Genomic DNA, 16,589 nt, shown 5'->3' with positions numbered 1-16,589 from the left:
TTCATTTGTCCAGCGGGGAGAGCGACGCTGTGGACGTTGAACTGCGCGGCATAACCAAGCGTTTCGGGCCGGTTACTGCCAACGACGATGTGAACCTCACAATCCGCGCCGGCGAGGTGCTTGGCCTGCTGGGCGAGAACGGCGCCGGCAAATCCACCATGATGAACATCCTCTCCGGGCTCTATTCGCCCGACGAGGGTCAAATCCTGATCGATGGAAAACCTGTCGATTTCGAAGGCCCGGGCGACGGCATCGCCGCCGGCATCGGCATGGTTCACCAGCACTTCATGCTGGTTCCGGTTTTTACGGTCGCGGAAAATGTCATTCTCGGTGTCGAGCCGACCGGGAGATTCGACTATCTCGATTTGGCAACCGCGCGCAAACAAGTGCGCGATATCAACGAGAAATACGGGCTCCAGGTCGATCCGGATGCGCTGATCGAGGATTTGCCCGTCGGCATCCAGCAGCGCGTCGAGATCCTGAAGGTTCTTTTTCGCTCGGCTGAAGTGCTGATCCTCGACGAACCGACCGCCGTCTTGACCCCGCAGGAGGTCGAGGAGTTCTTCGGCATCGTCAAGTCACTGCGCGACGCGGGCAAGGCCATCGTCTTCATCACGCACAAATTGCATGAAATCATCGAAATTGCGGACCGGATCAACGTGCTGCGCGGCGGCAGAATCACCGGCGAAGGCGATCCGAAGACGCTGACGGAAAACCAGCTCGCCGAAATGATGGTCGGCCGCCCCGTCTCCTTCGACGTGAAGAAGGGCCCATTCGACCCCAAGGAAACGCTGCTCGAGGTGGAGAACCTCGTCGTGCTGCGCGAAAACGACGAGATCGCCGTCAACCATGCGAGTTTTCACGTTCGCTCGGGCGAAGTCGTTGGCATCGCCGGTGTTCAGGGCAATGGCCAGTCAGCGCTGATCGAAGTGGTGACGGGTCTGCATCATGTCACCGCTGGATCCATCAGCTTCCTTGGCAAGGACATCACCAACGCCTCTGCCCGCGAACGCCACCGAATGGGCATGGCGCACATTCCCGAAGACCGCCACAAATCCGGGATGATCTCCAATTTCACCATCTACGAGAACATGGTGCTCAACACCTACTACGATGACCGTTTCTCGAACGGCCCGAACATCAAGTGGCCGGAAGTGCTGAAGACGGCCGCGCAATACGCAATCGACTTCGACGTGCGCACGCCGTCCGTCTACCTGAAGGCGGGCAATCTGTCGGGCGGCAACCAGCAGAAGATGGTGGTCGCGCGCGAACTGGAGCGCGAAACCAAGCTGGTCATCGCCGCCCAGCCGACGCGCGGTCTCGATGTCGGCTCCATCGAATATATCCACAGCCGCCTGATGGACGCCCGCGACGAAGGCGACGGCGTCATTATCGTTTCTTCCGAACTCGACGAGATCATGTCGCTCTCCGACCGTATCCTCGTGATGTTCGAAGGCCGCATCGTCGCCGAATTCGACGCGACGGCTGGTCCGGTCGACAAGAATGCCGTGGGTCTCGCCATGGCGGGAGCGCACGAATGACAGACACGTCGAACCGGGACACACTGACAGCGAAGCTGTTACAGCGCGCCGCGCCCGGCCGCGCGGAGTTCGAGGATCTGGTCATCGTGCCGATCTTCGCCGTTATCGTGGCATTGATCGTGGGGGCTCTCGTCATGCTGGCGACGGCGGTCGATATCCAGACAATCGGCCGATCCTATCTGGCGCTGCTGCAGGGTTCGGTGGGCTCAATCAACTCGCTGTCCGAAACACTGACCTCCGCGATCCCGCTTGTGCTCGCCGGGCTGGGCCTGGCGCTGGGTTTCAGGGCCGGCCTGTTCAATATCGGCGCCGAGGGCCAGATTATCGTCGGCGGCATCGCGGCAGTGATCGTCGGTTTTTCCTTCCCGGGCATGCCGTGGATCATCCATCTCCCGCTGGCCCTTCTGGCGGGGGCGGTTGCCGGAGGGCTCTACGCCTCGATCGCGGGCTGGTTGCGCGCGGCGACAGGTGCGCATGAGGTGATCTCGACAATCATGCTCAACCTGATCTCCTATCGCCTGCTCGATTACATGCTCGGGCTGACCTGGATGCAGCGCGAGGGCCGGTCCGATCCGGTCTCGAAATCGGTTGTCCCGAGCGCGGAACTGCCTCGTCTGCTCACGGATATCGATCCCAATCTGCGTCTTCACGCCGGCATCTTCGTCATGATCGGAGCGGTGATCCTCGTCTATTGGCTGCTGTTCAAGACCAAGACCGGCTTCGAATTCCGCGCCTCGGGAGAAAACCCGGACGCCGCGCGCTATGCCGGCATGCGCGCATCGCTGATCATCGTGCTCGCCATGGCCACCGCCGGCGCCTTGGCCGGCCTTGCCGGCGCCAATCAGGTGCTCGGCGTTCTGGAGCGCGCAACGCCCGGCTTTTCCGCCGGCATCGGCTTCGACGCCATTTCCGTCGCTCTGCTTGGCCGTTCGCACCCAATCGGCGTGCTCTTTGCCGGCCTGCTGTTCGGCGCGCTGGAGGCCGGAGGCCGCCAAATGCAGGTGGATGCCGGCGTGTCGATTGATCTGATCGGCATCATCCAGGCGCTCATCATCGTCTTCATCGCCGCCCCGCTGCTCGTGCGGGCGATCTTTCCGTGGGGCTTCAGAAAACCCGCGGAACGCAAGGAGTAACGGGCCATGGCCGCTGTATCGACGACCGACCTCGCGTCCGCCGACAAGCTGGAAACACACAAGACCCGCCAGGCGCGCATCTACGGCTTCGTGCTGATCGGGCTGGCGGCTCTCGTCGCCATCGTGTTCGCTCTGGAATCGGCGGGAGAGGCCACGTTCCGCCTGTCTCACCCGCGCGATACCTGGGTGGTTCCAAACCTCGTCGTTCCCGCCGCGCCGTTCAATTTCCTTGCAGCAGCAGTGCTCGCCCTCCTCGGCGTCCGGCAATTCATGCGCGGCGGATCGAAATGGTCGATGATCTCCATCGCCGCCGGTTGCGCGATCGCCGTCGCGGCCTTCCTCGTATGGGCGACCGCGGGCAAGTCCTTCTCGCTGACCGGAATGCTGTCGGCGACCGTCGTCGCGGCCGTGCCGATCGCACTGGGCGGTCTGGCTGGCGTGCTGTCCGAGCGTGTCGCCGTCGTCAATATCGCCATCGAGGGCATGCTGCTGGCCGGCGCCTTCACCGGTGCGCTGATGGGCTCGCTTCTCGGCGGTTGGGGCGGCCTCCTCTGCGCCGTCATTGTGGGCGGCATGTTCGGCTTCATCCTCGCCGCGCTTGTGGTCACCTACCGTATGGACCAGATCATCGCGGGCGTCGTGATCAACCTCTTCGTGCTCGGCGTCACGTCCTATGTCTCCAGCCAGGTCTTTTCGGAGTACCGGGCGCTAAACAACGCGCCCGTCTTCCGGGCCTGGAAGATTCCGTTCCTCGGCGACATCCCGGTGATCGGCTCCGTTCTGTTCAACCAGAACCTGTTCGTTTACGGCGCGGTCATCCTCGTCTGCGTGGCGACCTATTATCTGTTCCACACCCGCTACGGCCTGCGCGCCCGCTCGGTCGGCGAACATCCGCGCGCCGCCGATACGCTCGGCATCAACGTCTACAGCACCCGCTACATCAATGTGACGCTCGCCGGCATGGTCGCCGGATTCGGCGGTGCGTGGTTCACGCTGGGCTCCGTCGGCCGGTTCGACGAGAACATGACCGGTGGTCTTGGCTATATCGGTCTCGCCGCCATGATCTTTGGCCGCTGGCACCCGGTCGGCGCGCTGATGGCCGCGCTCATCTTCGGCTTCGCGGATTCGCTTCAGCAGAAGCTGGCAATCGTGCGCACGCCGATCCCGTCGGAATTCCTGGCCATGGCACCCTATATTGCCACGATCGTCGTCGTCGCGGGCTTTGTCGGACGCTCACGCCCACCGGCCGCGGACGGCAAGCCATACGTCAAGGAATGATCAAAAAAGGCCGGGCTGAACGCCCGGCCTTTGGCTTTTTGCTACTTTCCGCCTGAAGCGTCTTATTTGAAGCCGCGTTCGAGGCGGTCCAGTATCTCCATGGCGGGCAGCACCTGCGCGACGCTCGAATTTGGCTCACGGCCTTCCTCGATGGCGGAAACGAATTCGCGGTCGATAAGCTCGATCCCGTTGTTCGACACGGCCACGCCCGAAAGATCCACCGGCTTGTCGTAGCCGTCGAAAAGGTCGTCGTAACGCGCGAGATAGGTTCCGTTGTCGCAGATATAGCGGAAGAACGTGCCAAAAGGCCCGTCATTGTTGAAGCTTAGCGACAGCGTGCAAATCGCGCCGGACGGCGTCTTCATGCCGATTGTCATGTCCATCGCAATGTCCAGCTCGGGATGCATCGGCCCCTGCAGTCCGAACGCCTCCGACGCCGTCTCACCGGTCTGGTACTGGAACAGATCCACCGTGTGGCAGGCGTGGTGCCAGAGCAGGTGGTCCGTCCAGCTGCGCGGCTCGCCCTTTGCGTTCGTGTTGGAGCGACGGAAGAAATAGGTCTGGACGTCCATCTGCTGGACCTTCAGCTCACCCGCCTTGATCTTGTTATGTATCCATTGGTGGCTGGGATTGAAGCGGCGCACCTGTCCGGCCATGGCGACCAGCCCGGTTTCCTTCTGTTTCGCGACCACCGCCTCGCTGTCGGCCAGCGAATCCGCCATCGGAATTTCGACGAGAACATGCTTGCCGGCATCCATGCAGGCGATTGCCTGTTCGGCGTGCATCTGCGTCGGCGTGGCGAGGATCACCGCATCCACGTCGTCGCGCGCAAGACAATCGGCGAGATTGTCCGCGGCATGGCCGATGCCGCGTTCCGCGGCGAGCGCCTCGATCTTGGCCTTGGTCGGTCCCATGACCGATGTCACCTCGACGCCATCGATATTGGACAGCGCATCAAGGTGTTTCAGTCCGAACGCGCCATACGCGCCTGCTACACACAGTCTCATGTCGTCCTCCTGCCTTTCGGTTATTCGTCTCCGGTCCTTAACGCGGCCGCCACATGACTCGTTGCGCCGTGACTGCCATCCATAAGCTGGCGATACGCGACGCGCATGGCGGCCGGTCCGGCCGATATGTCCCGTTGCTTAACATCGCCTTGAACCGCTTGGCTATTCATTCGCATCGGACCCTATTCATTTTCCGAATAGCTTTGAACCGAACTGGCCTCGGCAGCCGGCACGGTGCGGCAAACCTCGCGGATATGGGCAAGGAACTGTTGTTGCGTTCGTGTCGGCCGCCAGTCGCGCCGGTAGGTCAGACCAATGGTGCGCGCATTGCCCGTAAGCGGCACCGGTAGCGGCACCACGATCCCCTGGTCGTGTTCGTGACGGATCTGGTTCATCGAGATGACGGTAATGTAATCGCCGGTCATCAGGAGACCGCGCACGAGGACCAGCGAACTGGAAACGACACGCACCGGCGTGTCCGCCAGTTCACCGATCCGCAGCGTGTTGTAGAGATAGCTTCCCGCCGGCGTCGTCTTCGGCGGTGCGACCCACGGATAGGCGAGCACATCCTCGATGGCGACCGTTTCGCGCTGCGCCAGCGGGTGTTGCGCGCCGGCGACGATCGCGAGCGGATCGTCGAACAAGGCGTCCTGTATGATGTCGTCGACCGGAGGCGGCTCACGCAGCGCGCCGATCAGGAAATCGATATCGCCGTGGCGCAGGCTGTGAAGCAATTCGGCGTAGCGGCCGTCAACGGCCCGGATTTGCACGCGCTTCGAGGTCCGCACCATAGCGTCAATCGCCGTGGGCAGGATGTAGGTTCGCGCCAGCGGCAGCGCTCCGACGACGATATGAGCGGAATCCCTGCCCAGAAAGTCGTCCACCTCGTCGAACCCCTGCTGCAATTCGGCCAGCGCCAGCTTTGTGCGCTGCGCCAGCGCCTGGGCGGCCGGCGTCAGGGAAACGCCCTCATGCGCGCTGTTGAACAATTTGATCCCGGAGAGCCGTTCGAGGTTGCGCGCGGCGCGATGGATCGAGGGCTGCGATATACCGATATTGCGTGCCGCCATGGAAAAGTTCTTGGCCTCGGAGACCGCCACGAGGGCGCGCAATTGGGCGGCGGTCAAGAGCCTGTCGAAATCGCTGAACCCCCTGCCCTTGCGGCGCGCGCCGATCCTCGCCGCTTCTCGCGCACCGGTTTGAAGGTGGCTGAGCGCCCGTTCGACACGCGCCAGGAACGCCTCTCCGGTTTCCGTCGCATACATGCCGTCGCGGCGCCGGTCGAACAGCGGGACAGACAGTTCCTCCTCGAGTTTTGCGACCGCCTGGGTCACCGCCGGCTGCGACAGATGCGCCCTTTCGGCGGCCATGCTGACGCTGTGACACCGGGCGACCTCGCGGAAAACCCTCAGGTGACGGATGTTGGGCAAGCCCTGTCTCATCGCTGTGCGCCTTCCATTCCCATTCGTGCTCTATAGCAAAATTTTATAGGCGGCGAACTGTTTCGAATGGGCAAGAATCCGACTCTGCGACATTTTCGGCAGCACCATACGGCAGGCGACAAGAACGCTTTTGCGATATATCAAAGGGCCGCCACGAGAAAACGGGACAAACGGGAACCCATGGACGCCGATTATCTGCCTTTTCACCCCAATCCATCCAAGCCGGCCTTCGTGCCGCCGCCGGGTGCTGTCGATGCGCATTGCCATGTGTTCGGACCGGCCGACGTCTTCCCCTATGCGCCGGAACGCAAATACACGCCCTGCGACGCGCCGAAGGAAAAGCTGTTCGAGCTGAGGGATTATCTCGGCTTCGAACGCAACGTCATCGTCCAGGCGACGTGCCACGGAAAGGACAACCGCGCACTCGTCGATGCACTCAAGGCGGCCGGCGACATGGCCCGCGGCGTCGCCTCGGTGGGGCCGGACATCTCCGAGGATGAACTCAAGGAGATGGACGAGGCGGGCGTGCGCGGCGTGCGGTTCAACTTCGTCAAGCGCCTCGTCGACAACACCCCGAAGGATGTGTTTCTGACCATCGCGGACAAGGTGAAGAAGCTGGGTTGGCACACGGTCGTCTATTTCGAGGCACCGGATCTCGAGGAACTGATCCCGTTCCTGAAGGAACTGCCGACAACAATCGTCGTGGACCATATGGGCCGTCCCGACGTCACCAAAGGTGTGGATCACCCCGACTTCCAGCGTTTCATCGATCTTATGGCCGAGGTCGAGACGATGTGGACCAAGGCGACCTGCCCGGAACGACTGACCGCCGACGGTCCGCCCTATGACGATGTGGTCGCTTTCGGCCGCAAGCTCGTCGAAACCTTCCCCGACCGTGTGATCTGGGGCACCGACTGGCCGCACCCGAACATGAAATCCCATGTGCCCGACGACGGAAAGCTGGTCGATTTCATCCCGCGGATCGCCACGACGGAAACCGCGCAGCGCAAACTCCTCGTCGACAATCCGATGCGGCTATACTGGAGCTGACGCCACTGCGGCGAACCGCTCTTCGGACCCTGAACCGTCCATTCCCGCCCGGATGCGAAAGCATCCGGGTTTTTTGCTGTCGCAGGCCGGAAACGCGACAGGCAGGAGGTATAAGTTTTGTGCAATCGACATTCAATATATGCCCTGCCGGTGCCGGCTTGATTTAAGTCAACTCCGCTGCTTGGAGCCGCTGTGTATACATAAGCGGAAAGCAGGAGGAAGAGCCATGGATCAACCAGGTTTTGATTATCACATCGATATCCCCGGCACGACGATCTTCGACGGCAAGCAGGCCATGAAGGGCTATGCGCTGAACAAGATGTGCTACTCGTTCAACAAATCAGAAAACCGCGAAGCGTTCCGCGCCGACGAAGAAGCCTACATGGAAAAATACGGGCTGAACGACGAGCAGAAGCAGGCGATCCGCGACCGCAACATCCTCGCCATGATCGATGCGGGCGGCAATATCTACTATCTCGCCAAATTCGCCGGCATCTTCAAACTCTCCGTTCAGGACGTCGGCGGCATGCAGACGGGCCGGACGACCGAGGAGTTCAAGGAATTCCTCGCGAGCCAGGCATAAGGAGACCGGTCATGGCTAAAATTCTCGGCGGCATCACCACCTCCCACATTCCCGCAGTGGGGAACGCGATCCAGAAGGAACTCTATGACGATCCTTACTGGAAGCCCTTCTTCGACGGCTATCCGAAGGTTCACGCCTGGATCAAGGAACACAAGCCCGAATATGTGATCAATATCTACAATGATCACGGCCTTGGTTTCTTCCTCGACCAGATGCCGACTTTCGCAATCGGCGCGGCGCATGAATACAAGAACGAGGACGAGGGCTGGGGCCTGCCGTCGCTCGATCCGTTCCCCGGCGCGCCGGAACTCTCCTGGCACATCATCGAATCGATGGTCGCCGACGAGTTCGACATCACATCCTGCCAGGAACTTCCCGTCGACCACGGTTTCGTCGTGCCAATGCAATTGTTCTGGCCCGGCGCACCTCATAATCCGGACATGCCGAAGGCGGTGCCGATTTCGGCCAACACGGTGCAGCATCCGATCCCGACGCTGAAGCGCGCGCTCGATTTTGGCAATGCGCTCGGCAAGGCGCTGCGGTCCTTCCCGGAGGACGCCAAGATCGTGATCCTCGGGACAGGCGGCCTGTCGCACCAGCTCGACGGCCAGCGGGCGGGCTTCATCAACAAGGAGTTCGACCAGTACTGCCTGGAAAACATCGTCCACAATCCGGAGGAACTGACAAAGGTCAGCCGGATGGAGCTGGTCGAGAAGGCAGGCGCGCAAGGCACCGAGTTCCTGATGTGGATGATGATGCGCGGTGCGCTCGGCGACGATGTCAACGAGATCACCCGCAATTACCACATCCCGATCTCCAACACCGCTGCGGGCACACTGCTGCTCGAATGCGCCGCCTGACCGGCACGGACAGGATCAACAAAAAACGCCCGGGCTTTCACCCGGGCGTTTTTGTTCAAGGGCGAAACCTCTATCGCCGTATGATCATATAGTCTGGTCCGTAGGGGAAGTTGGTGATGTTCTCCGCCCAGTCTTCGGTAACGACAAAGATGTCGTGCTCGCGGTAGCCGCCAGCGCCCGGCATGCCTTCGGGGATCATGATCATCGGCTCCATCGATACGACCATGCCCGGCTCCAGCATCGTTTCGACGTCCTCACGCAGTTCGACGCCGGCTTCGCGCCCGTAGTAATGCGACAGCACGCCGAAGGAATGGCCATACCCGAAAGAGCGGTATCGCAGCAGATCCCATGAGCGATACATATCATTGAGCGCCAGCGCGATGTCCGAGCATTTCCGGCCCGGCCCGATCAGGTCGGACCCTGCCTTCATCACCGCGCAGTTCTTTTCCCACAAACCGAGATGGGCGTCCGATGCCGCCTCGCAGAACAGAGTGCGCTCGATCGCGGTGTAGTAGCCGAAGATCATCGGGAAGCAGTTGAGCGAGCAGATGTCGCCCCGCGCCACGCGCCTGTTCGTCACCGGATTGTGCGCCCCGTCGGTCATGATGCCCGACTGGAACCATGTCCATGTATCCATCAGTTCCACGAAGGGAAAGCTTCCGCCGATTTCGCGCACCATCGCCTGCGTGGAGGCGAGCGCCACTTCATATTCCGGCACGTCTTCCTGCAGCGCATCCATGACCGTCCGTGCACCGATATTGCAGACGCGCGTCCCTTCGCGGATCAGCTTGATCTCCTCGTGGGACTTGATCACGCGCATCCACATCGAAGCTTCGGCCACATCGACAAATTCGACGCCCGGAAACGCCTCGCCGAGCAGGCGGCGATAGTCCAGCGACACGTGATCGAACTCTATGCCGATCCGTTTCGCGTTTGGCGGAATCAAACTCTTCAATGCTTCGAAGAAATTCCCGCGCCGCCAATCGGAATAAATGACGTTGTCGCCATGGCTGCGCCGCCAGGGCTGCCCGCCATCGATACCGGCGGATACGGTCGTCGCATTGTCCGCGGTCAGCACGAACCCGAATTTGCGGCCGAAATAGCAGTAGAGGAAGCCCGAATGGTAGCAAATGCCGTGATAGGAGGTGAACACGGCCGCATCGATGTCCTGTACGGCCATATGCGCCCGCATCGCGTCCTGCCGGCGGTTCATCTCGGCATCGGAAAAGGGCGACCATTCCTTTTCGCCATTTTGCCACTGGAAGACATGCAACATGTCCTCGGCGCTGTTGATGATTGTCATTTTGGAGATCGCTTCGTTGGGCCTGATGGCTCGCGGCACTATTGCAGCAAACGTTGGCCGAACCGGGAAGTGAAACCGGCGCGAACATCCTACATCACCGAAAAATCGTCTCGTAATCCAAACCGGCATGCCGTTGCGGAATCCCGCCATTGCACGATCCTGCAATGGTGCGGCCGCAGATGCGGTGATACCGTTTGGTTGCGGCCATTGGGAGACGGTCCATGCCGACGCCCCTCGACATTCTTTTCGCCGATCCGGTCAATGTACCGGAAGACGGCGCCGTTCCGCAGGCAGCCATCGACGAGATGCGCGATTATTCGGCCTATCTGGACACGATCATCCCGCCGAAACGGGAAGTCGATCGCAACATCCTGATCGCGACCTGGAACATCGCGCATTTCCGCTCGCTGACACGAAAATGGAGATCATCCGGCAATGACAGCCCGAAACGGGATTACCGGTGCCTTTGGGCGATTACGGAGATCCTCTCCCGGTTCGATGTGATCGCCGTACAGGAAGTCGGCGCCGATTTCCGCGCGCTGAGATCGGCCATGAAGATTCTCGGCCCAAACTGGAGCTTCCTGATGACGGATCGTGCGGAGGGTCAGGGCGGCAATGATGAGCACATGGCGTTCATATTCGACAACACGCGCGTGGCGCTTTCCGGGCTCGCCGGGGAACTCGTCGTGCCCGACGAGGCGGACGAGTTCGGCTTCGACAAGAACAGCTTCAAGAAGCAGTTCGCTCGCAATCCCTATGCCGTTTCATTCCGGACACGGGACACGACCTTCATCCTCGTCACCGCCCATATCGACTATGGAGACGCCACGCAGGAACGCCTGCCGGAACTGCGCGGCATCGCGAAATGGATGCAGTCCTGGGCGGCGCGCGAGAACCGCTGGCACCACAATCTGATCGTGCTTGGCGATTTCAACCTAGAGCGTACCGGCAACGATCTCTACGAGGCCTTCGTCGGCACGGGGCTCGAAGTCCCCTACATCCTGCAAAGCCATCCAAGAACGATCTATGCGCGGAACTCGGACCCCGAGGCGGAGAGCTATCATGACCAGATCGCGTGGTTCTCGAAGGGCGAGTCGGCGCTGATCGGCCTTGAGGTCACGGACGGGGGAATCGTCGAAATCTGGAACCGCCTGTTGCGCGATCGCGGTTTGGCGAAAGGCAGCTTCGCCTTCCGAATCTCCGATCATAACCCGTTGTGGCTGGAATTCCGGCTTTCGTGAGTTGTACTTCTCCGGCGAACCGGTGTCAGAATGCCGTCGAGAACGCGGCGCTCGCGCCGAGCCGTGTGATGGATTTCGAGTATCCCGCGTCGACACCAAGCTGCAGCCGCGTATTGGCCGAGAGACCGATATCGGCTCCCATGGCAGCAAAATACTCGTCACGCGCCTCGGCCGTGGACACCGCTTGAAACGCCGTCGGCGAACCTGCAAGAGTGAAATCGCCTGTCACACTCGTATCGAGGAATTCGTGCTTCCAGCCGAACGACGCACTTGGCCGGACGGAACCGCTATCGCCGACGAACATGCCCGCGATTTCCACGCCAAGCTTGGTGTTCAGATGATCGGTGGAGAACGCCGCCGAAGAGAGGTTCAACGTACCGGCGCCACTCTCGGTAAACGCATCGTTGCGGCCATGTAGGTAACGAACGCCGGCAAATGGAGACAACGTGAGTTGTTCCGCGCCGGAACCGGGCGCAGCAAATCCGTAGCGCGCGATCATTTCGCCGCCATAGGTCTCGGCTTGATAATTCGCCGTCGCCTCGCGTGACAGCCCGCCAAAACCGATGTCGCGTGTCGTGTCGTGGAGATGCCGGGCATAACCGATCGCACCGGTCAGACCTGGCCCGGTTGCGAGTGGATCGGCAGCGCCCGTATTCGCATAGAGTGCAACCTGATAGCTGTCGGCCGTCGCGCTTCCGGACAGGCCGTCGGTCGAGAAACCGCTGCGCGCATAGCCGAATGCCGCGCCCACCGCATCGCCGGAGCCGTTTTGATATTCCACGCCCGTCAGCACGGAGCCGGTCGCCAGACGCATCTCCGCCCCATTGCCGTCGGATACGACCTTTTTGTAATCCCCCTGGCCGGCAGTCCAGAAGACCGGCCCGGCAACGAATGACCGACCGGCATCGCCATACAGTTCCTCGATCCCGTTTCCGGACAGACCGCGCGGCTGATCCTCGGCGTAAGCCGTCACTGAGGTCTCCTTGTCTTCACCGGGTCGGAAACGACGCATGTGATCGGAGATGCCGTTGATGAAAGCGCCGAAAACGGCGCCATTCATGTGAAAGGGCGCCAGATGTTTACCGGCGCCGACCTGATCGAGAACGCCCGGTACCTGGTTATTCGTCAACAGATTGAAAGCATCCAGGACGTCGGTGCCATCTGCCGAAGAATAGTCAAAATCCGCGAGCGCCAAGGCGGTCTGCTGCTGGTTCTCATTCATGGCGAAGGATGTGAAATCTGGCGCCACGGACGGAATGTCCAGCGTCAGAACGACATCGTTCCCGTCGCCACCCGCATAGTCCACGAACGGCATGAGAAATGCGTAATTCGTGACGACGCCGGAAAATGTGCCCGAAACAGCGTCTACCCCATCATTGCTGATGAGAGTGTAGTCGAGGCTGGCCGGACCGGCGGGATAACTCGATTCCGGCGGAAGCGCTTCGACCGACAGGCCGCCGGCAAGTGTTACCATTCCGGACACGGAAACCGAGTCGCCCTGTTCGAGATGATCGACATTGACTGTCCATGTCGCGCCGGAGCCAAGATCGAAGTTGCCATCGACCGACAACACGTCACCGACCGTCCCGTTGTCCATGTCGAGTGTCCCGCCGGTGAGACTGACCAGATTTGCGGTCAGGGCGTTCGCACCGTTGAAACTCAGGGTACCTGAACTCGAAATCGTGCCGCTGCCGACATCGATGCCGCTTCCTGTAGCGAAACTGACCGTTCCGCCACTCGCGGCAAAACCGCTGAACCCGCTCAGCGAATATCCATTGAGGTTCAGGGTTGTCATCGTATCGAACTGGCCGTCGCCCGAAAGATCGCCGGTCAGACCGAAAGATCCGGAATTGTTCGTGATCGGACCATTCAGCGTGCCCTCCGCATTGACGATACCGCCACTGTTGGCCAAGCCGCCACCGAACGTGCCGTCACTGTTTAGCGTTCCACCGAACACCGTCACCAACCCGGTCATCGTGCCGTGGATGTCGGTGGTTCCGCCCGAAATCGAGGAGGTTCCCGAAACCGTGCCGTTGTTGGTGAAGATGCCGGCGGAGACACTCACGATCCCGTTGATCGTACCATTGTTTGTCGCGGTGCCGCCTGTGTTCGTGAGCGAAGCCAGCGTGCCGTTGTTCGTCAGCGTTCCAGCGTTCGAGGTGGTGCCGGAAGAGCCTCCGGACTGCACCTCGAAAATCGCTCCGCTTGCATTGGAAACGCCGCCGACTACACCGCCATTGCCGATCTTCAATCCGCCGCCGCTTGCGACGGTCGTCCCACCGGAGAACGTGTTGGAGCCCGTCAGGACCAAGAGGCCACCTCCATTGACCGTCAGTGCTCCCGTTCCAGGTCCCTGGTCCGCAAACACGTTGGCGAACGTGGCCGTGCTCCCCGCGGCGACCGCGATGCTGCCTCCGCTATCCTGGATCGCCAGGGCGTCGCCCAGAAACTGGTATCCGTCGGCATTGATGGAAATGCCGGAGAAGGCTTGCGTGCCGGAAACCTGAACCGTACCGCCATAGGTATCGAAAATCGCTGCCGTTCCGGGAACATAGGCTGAATTCGCCGAGCCGGCGGCATTCGTCCAGTTCGCAGTGCTCATATCCCAGGTGCCGCTGCCACCACGAAAGCTCCCGTTCGCGGTACCATCGCCGCCATCCCAGTATTGCTGAGCCAGCGAATGGCCGGGCATCACGACAGACCAGCCAAGCAGAAGGGCCGAACCGAACACGTACCTGCGAACGTCCGCTACGATTGGCGTTAATGACCGAAACATTGCTTCCCCAAAGATCTGAAACGAATCCCGCAGCCGCGACTATAGGCGAAGCGACAGAACCCGCATGATCCATATGGTCCATGGGAAAGCCGAGTTTTAGCTTTTGATAAACAACGGGAAACACGCGAAATCGCGTGGGAAATCCCGGTATTAGCCCGGGGACAGCCCGCGGAGCCTCTCCGACCGCCGCCGTAGCAGCTCCAATGCCGTCAGAAGCACGATGGAGATCGCCACCATCAGTGTCGCCACCGCGAGGATCGTCGGCGAAATCTGCTCACGCAGGCCGGTGAACATCTGCCAAGGCAACGTCTTCTGCGAGGCCGAGCCGAGGAACAGAACCACCACCACCTCGTCGAAGGAAGTGATGAAGGCGAACAGCGCGCCTGACACCACACCCGGAATGATCAGCGGCATTTGCACCTTGAAGAAGGTGCGCACCGGATCCGCGCCGAGCGACGCCGATGCCCGCGTCAGCGACCGGTCGAACCCAACCAGGGTTGCCGTGACGGTGATGATCACGAAGGGCGTGCCAAGCGCGGCATGCGCCATGACGACCCCCCAATAGGTGCCCTGCAGCCCAATCCGCGAATAGAAGAAATACATACCCGCCGCCGAGATGATCAGCGGAACGATCATCGGCGAAATGAGGATTGCCATGATCGCCGACTTGAACGGCACATGGCTTTGCGACAGGCCGATCGCCGCAAGTGTGCCGAAGCCGGTCGCCAGCAGCGTCGCCACCGGCGCGATCGTCACCGAGTTCCACAAGGCCTGCTGCCAGTCGGGATTGGTGAAGAAATCCTGATAGTGCTTGAACGAATAGCCAGCCGGATCGAGAGCCAGCATCTTCGGTGTGAAGGTGAAAAAGTTCTCCGCGTTGAACGACAGCGGAACGATCACCATGATCGGGAAGATCAGGAAGAAGAAGATCAGCCCGCAAATGATGCGGAACGCGTAGTACCACGTAATCTGCGCCGTGGACGAATAGGGTGGGAGGGCTGCCATGGTTTCTCCTAACCCAGCTTCACGTTATCGATGCCGACGATCTTGTCGTAGACGTAGAACAGCAGCAGGACGAGCCCAAGCAGGATCGTGCCGAGCGCTGCCGCCAGACCCCAGTTGAGCGAAGACGAGATGTGATAGGCGATGCGGTTTGAGATGAAGATACCGCTGGTGCCACCGACCAGTTCCGGTGTGATGTAGTAGCCGATCGACAGGATGAAGACGAGAATCGCGCCAGCGCCGATGCCGGGAATGGTCTGCGGGAAGTAGACCCGCCAGAACGCCGTCCAGTCATTCGCGCCGAGGCTCTTCGCCGCCCGCACGTAATAGGGCGCGATGGTCTTCATCACCGAGAAGAGCGGCAGGATCATGAATGGCAGCAGGATATGGGTCATCGCGATGATCGTGCCTGTCTGGTTGTTGATCATCACCAGCCGGTTGGCGTCGTCGATCAGTCCGATCCAGACGAGAAAATCGTTGATGACGCCCTGTTGCTGCAGCAGCACTTTCCAGGCCGACGTCCGCACCAGAAGCGATGTCCAGAACGGCAGCAGCACGAGGATCATCAGCATGTTGGAAGTACGCAACGGCAGATGCGCCAGCAAATAGGCGATCGGGAATCCGAGCAGCAGGCATGATACTGTGATCGCAAGCGACATCACGATCGTCCGGTTGAACAGCGTGAGATAGATCCGCTCGTTCTCGGGCTTCAGTTGAAGCCCCTCCGACGTCTGTTCGGCATCCACCGCGTTCAGGAAGTATCCGGGCGTGTAGGGCGGGCTGAAGCGTTTGATGACCCGCCAGGTCTCCAGGTCGCCCCAATCCTCGTCGGCCTCGATGAATTGCGCGGTGTAGTTGCCCTCGTCCATCCGCTTGACGCGCCGTCCGGTCTTGCGGAACAGGCCGGACATGCCCGAACTCTCGTAGTTGAGACGCGATCCGAGCCGCGTATGAATGCGTTCCTCCACCGCGATCAGGAGATCGGCGTGAAGCGCCGCGAAGACGGGTTCGCCGGGCAGTTCGTCGGATGCAGGATCCCAATCCGCCAGCGCCTCGACGGTCAGCGGGATCGTGTCTTCCACGATATTGTTTTCGACCGAGCGGAACAGCATGTCCGCGATCGGCGCGATGAATGTCAGCACAATGAAAATCAGGAGCGGCGCGATCAGCATCAGCGACCGCAACTTCTCGCGGCGCAAAGCACGCGCAAGCCGTTTTTTCAAAGGCGTTCCATCAGCGGCACGGACCACCCCGTCATCGGGCATCGCATTACTCGACGTGTCTGTCGTGGTGCTGCTCATGGAAGACCTTCGCCTGGAATTGCGGGATCGGGATGCGGCGGCGTACCGCCGCATCCACAAGTGTCAGATGGC

Annotated in this window: 13 protein-coding genes; 7 read left to right on the top strand and 6 right to left on the bottom strand. The window is 60.8% G+C overall.

Translation table 11 applies throughout. The annotated features are described in order from the left end of the window. The first annotated feature begins 29 nt into the window (after positions 1-29). From ACQK2M_RS07365 to ACQK2M_RS07355, 3 genes are read left to right on the top strand one after another with little or no spacing between them, the layout of a single operon-like run. On the top strand, positions 30-1,541 hold the full coding sequence (locus tag ACQK2M_RS07365; RefSeq protein WP_425417254.1) for an ABC transporter ATP-binding protein: 1,512 nt from the start codon (positions 30-32) through the stop codon (positions 1,539-1,541). Next, entirely contained in the window at positions 1,538-2,674 is a 1,137-nt protein-coding gene (locus tag ACQK2M_RS07360) for an ABC transporter permease (protein ID WP_223475961.1), read from the top strand. The genes ACQK2M_RS07365 and ACQK2M_RS07360 overlap by 4 nt, the downstream gene beginning before the upstream one ends. Positions 2,675-2,680: 6 nt before the next feature. Then, the gene (locus ACQK2M_RS07355; RefSeq protein ID WP_223475962.1) at positions 2,681-3,952 is read left to right on the top strand and encodes an ABC transporter permease; all 1,272 of its coding nucleotides are present in this window, start codon (positions 2,681-2,683) and stop codon (positions 3,950-3,952) included. A 62-nt stretch (positions 3,953-4,014) separates the two neighbouring features. Here ACQK2M_RS07355 and ACQK2M_RS07350 read toward each other — a convergent pair whose 3' ends face one another. Next, positions 4,015-4,959 (bottom strand): Gfo/Idh/MocA family oxidoreductase, encoded by a 945-nt coding sequence (locus ACQK2M_RS07350; protein WP_425417253.1) that lies wholly within the window; start codon positions 4,957-4,959, stop codon positions 4,015-4,017. A 182-nt stretch (positions 4,960-5,141) separates the two neighbouring features. After that, on the bottom strand, positions 5,142-6,401 hold the full coding sequence (locus tag ACQK2M_RS07345) for a LysR family transcriptional regulator (protein ID WP_425417252.1): 1,260 nt from the start codon (positions 6,399-6,401) through the stop codon (positions 5,142-5,144). 180 nt (positions 6,402-6,581) lie between these two features. Between ACQK2M_RS07345 and ACQK2M_RS07340 the strand changes: the two genes are divergently transcribed. The 3 genes from ACQK2M_RS07340 to ACQK2M_RS07330 all read left to right on the top strand — a co-directional run bounded on the left by ACQK2M_RS07340 (position 6,582) and on the right by ACQK2M_RS07330 (position 8,894). Further along, positions 6,582-7,451, top strand: coding sequence for an amidohydrolase family protein (locus ACQK2M_RS07340; RefSeq protein ID WP_425417251.1), 870 nt, complete (start codon positions 6,582-6,584; stop codon positions 7,449-7,451). 226 nt (positions 7,452-7,677) lie between these two features. After that, positions 7,678-8,034 carry a protocatechuate 4,5-dioxygenase subunit alpha gene (locus tag ACQK2M_RS07335; RefSeq protein WP_425417250.1) on the top strand — a complete coding sequence of 119 codons (357 nt, stop codon included), beginning with the start codon at positions 7,678-7,680 and terminating at the stop codon, positions 8,032-8,034. Positions 8,035-8,045: 11 nt separating this feature from the next. After that, positions 8,046-8,894 (top strand): class III extradiol dioxygenase family protein, encoded by an 849-nt coding sequence (locus ACQK2M_RS07330; protein WP_425417249.1) that lies wholly within the window; start codon positions 8,046-8,048, stop codon positions 8,892-8,894. Positions 8,895-8,964: 70 nt separating this feature from the next. Here the strand turns inward: ACQK2M_RS07330 and ACQK2M_RS07325 are convergent, their stop codons facing one another. Beyond that, positions 8,965-10,197 carry an aminopeptidase P family protein gene (locus tag ACQK2M_RS07325; RefSeq protein WP_425417248.1) on the bottom strand — a complete coding sequence of 411 codons (1,233 nt, stop codon included), beginning with the start codon at positions 10,195-10,197 and terminating at the stop codon, positions 8,965-8,967. Between the two features lie 221 nt (positions 10,198-10,418). On the opposite strand from ACQK2M_RS07325, the gene ACQK2M_RS07320 reads away from it, so the two are divergent. Beyond that, the gene (locus ACQK2M_RS07320; protein ID WP_425417247.1) at positions 10,419-11,438 is read left to right on the top strand and encodes an endonuclease/exonuclease/phosphatase family protein; all 1,020 of its coding nucleotides are present in this window, start codon (positions 10,419-10,421) and stop codon (positions 11,436-11,438) included. Between the two features lie 25 nt (positions 11,439-11,463). Here ACQK2M_RS07320 and ACQK2M_RS07315 read toward each other — a convergent pair whose 3' ends face one another. From ACQK2M_RS07315 to ACQK2M_RS07305, 3 genes are all read right to left on the bottom strand, one after another. Beyond that, on the bottom strand, positions 11,464-14,169 hold the full coding sequence (locus tag ACQK2M_RS07315; protein ID WP_425417246.1) for an autotransporter outer membrane beta-barrel domain-containing protein: 2,706 nt from the start codon (positions 14,167-14,169) through the stop codon (positions 11,464-11,466). A gap of 195 nt (positions 14,170-14,364) precedes the next feature. Further along, complete coding sequence (locus ACQK2M_RS07310; RefSeq protein ID WP_223475970.1) at positions 14,365-15,219, bottom strand: ABC transporter permease; 855 nt, start codon at positions 15,217-15,219, stop codon at positions 14,365-14,367. Positions 15,220-15,227: 8 nt separating this feature from the next. Next, positions 15,228-16,517 carry an ABC transporter permease gene (locus tag ACQK2M_RS07305; RefSeq protein ID WP_425417245.1) on the bottom strand — a complete coding sequence of 430 codons (1,290 nt, stop codon included), beginning with the start codon at positions 16,515-16,517 and terminating at the stop codon, positions 15,228-15,230. Positions 16,518-16,589 lie beyond the last annotated feature (72 nt).

Origin of the sequence: Oricola indica (assembly GCF_965227485.1) — a bacterium.
Taxonomy (GTDB): Bacteria; Pseudomonadota; Alphaproteobacteria; order Rhizobiales; family Rhizobiaceae; genus Oricola; species Oricola indica.
Note: the sequence above shows the minus strand (reverse complement) of the source record. Positions and strands in the feature narration are given on the sequence as shown.

Excerpts from the sequence above, each read along its gene's own strand:
- ACQK2M_RS07360 (WP_223475961.1), top strand. The coding sequence starts at position 1,538 with ATGACAGACACGTCGAACCGGGACACACTGACAGCGAAGCTGTTACAG.
- ACQK2M_RS07355 (WP_223475962.1), top strand. The coding sequence starts at position 2,681 with ATGGCCGCTGTATCGACGACCGACCTCGCGTCCGCCGACAAGCTGGAA.
- ACQK2M_RS07350 (WP_425417253.1), bottom strand. The coding sequence starts at position 4,959 with ATGAGACTGTGTGTAGCAGGCGCGTATGGCGCGTTCGGACTGAAACAC.
- ACQK2M_RS07345 (WP_425417252.1), bottom strand. The coding sequence starts at position 6,401 with ATGAGACAGGGCTTGCCCAACATCCGTCACCTGAGGGTTTTCCGCGAG.
- ACQK2M_RS07340 (WP_425417251.1), top strand. The coding sequence starts at position 6,582 with ATGGACGCCGATTATCTGCCTTTTCACCCCAATCCATCCAAGCCGGCC.
- ACQK2M_RS07335 (WP_425417250.1), top strand. The coding sequence starts at position 7,678 with ATGGATCAACCAGGTTTTGATTATCACATCGATATCCCCGGCACGACG.
- ACQK2M_RS07330 (WP_425417249.1), top strand. The coding sequence starts at position 8,046 with ATGGCTAAAATTCTCGGCGGCATCACCACCTCCCACATTCCCGCAGTG.
- ACQK2M_RS07325 (WP_425417248.1), bottom strand. The coding sequence starts at position 10,197 with ATGACAATCATCAACAGCGCCGAGGACATGTTGCATGTCTTCCAGTGG.
- ACQK2M_RS07320 (WP_425417247.1), top strand. The coding sequence starts at position 10,419 with ATGCCGACGCCCCTCGACATTCTTTTCGCCGATCCGGTCAATGTACCG.
- ACQK2M_RS07310 (WP_223475970.1), bottom strand. The coding sequence starts at position 15,219 with ATGGCAGCCCTCCCACCCTATTCGTCCACGGCGCAGATTACGTGGTAC.
- ACQK2M_RS07305 (WP_425417245.1), bottom strand. The coding sequence starts at position 16,517 with ATGAGCAGCACCACGACAGACACGTCGAGTAATGCGATGCCCGATGAC.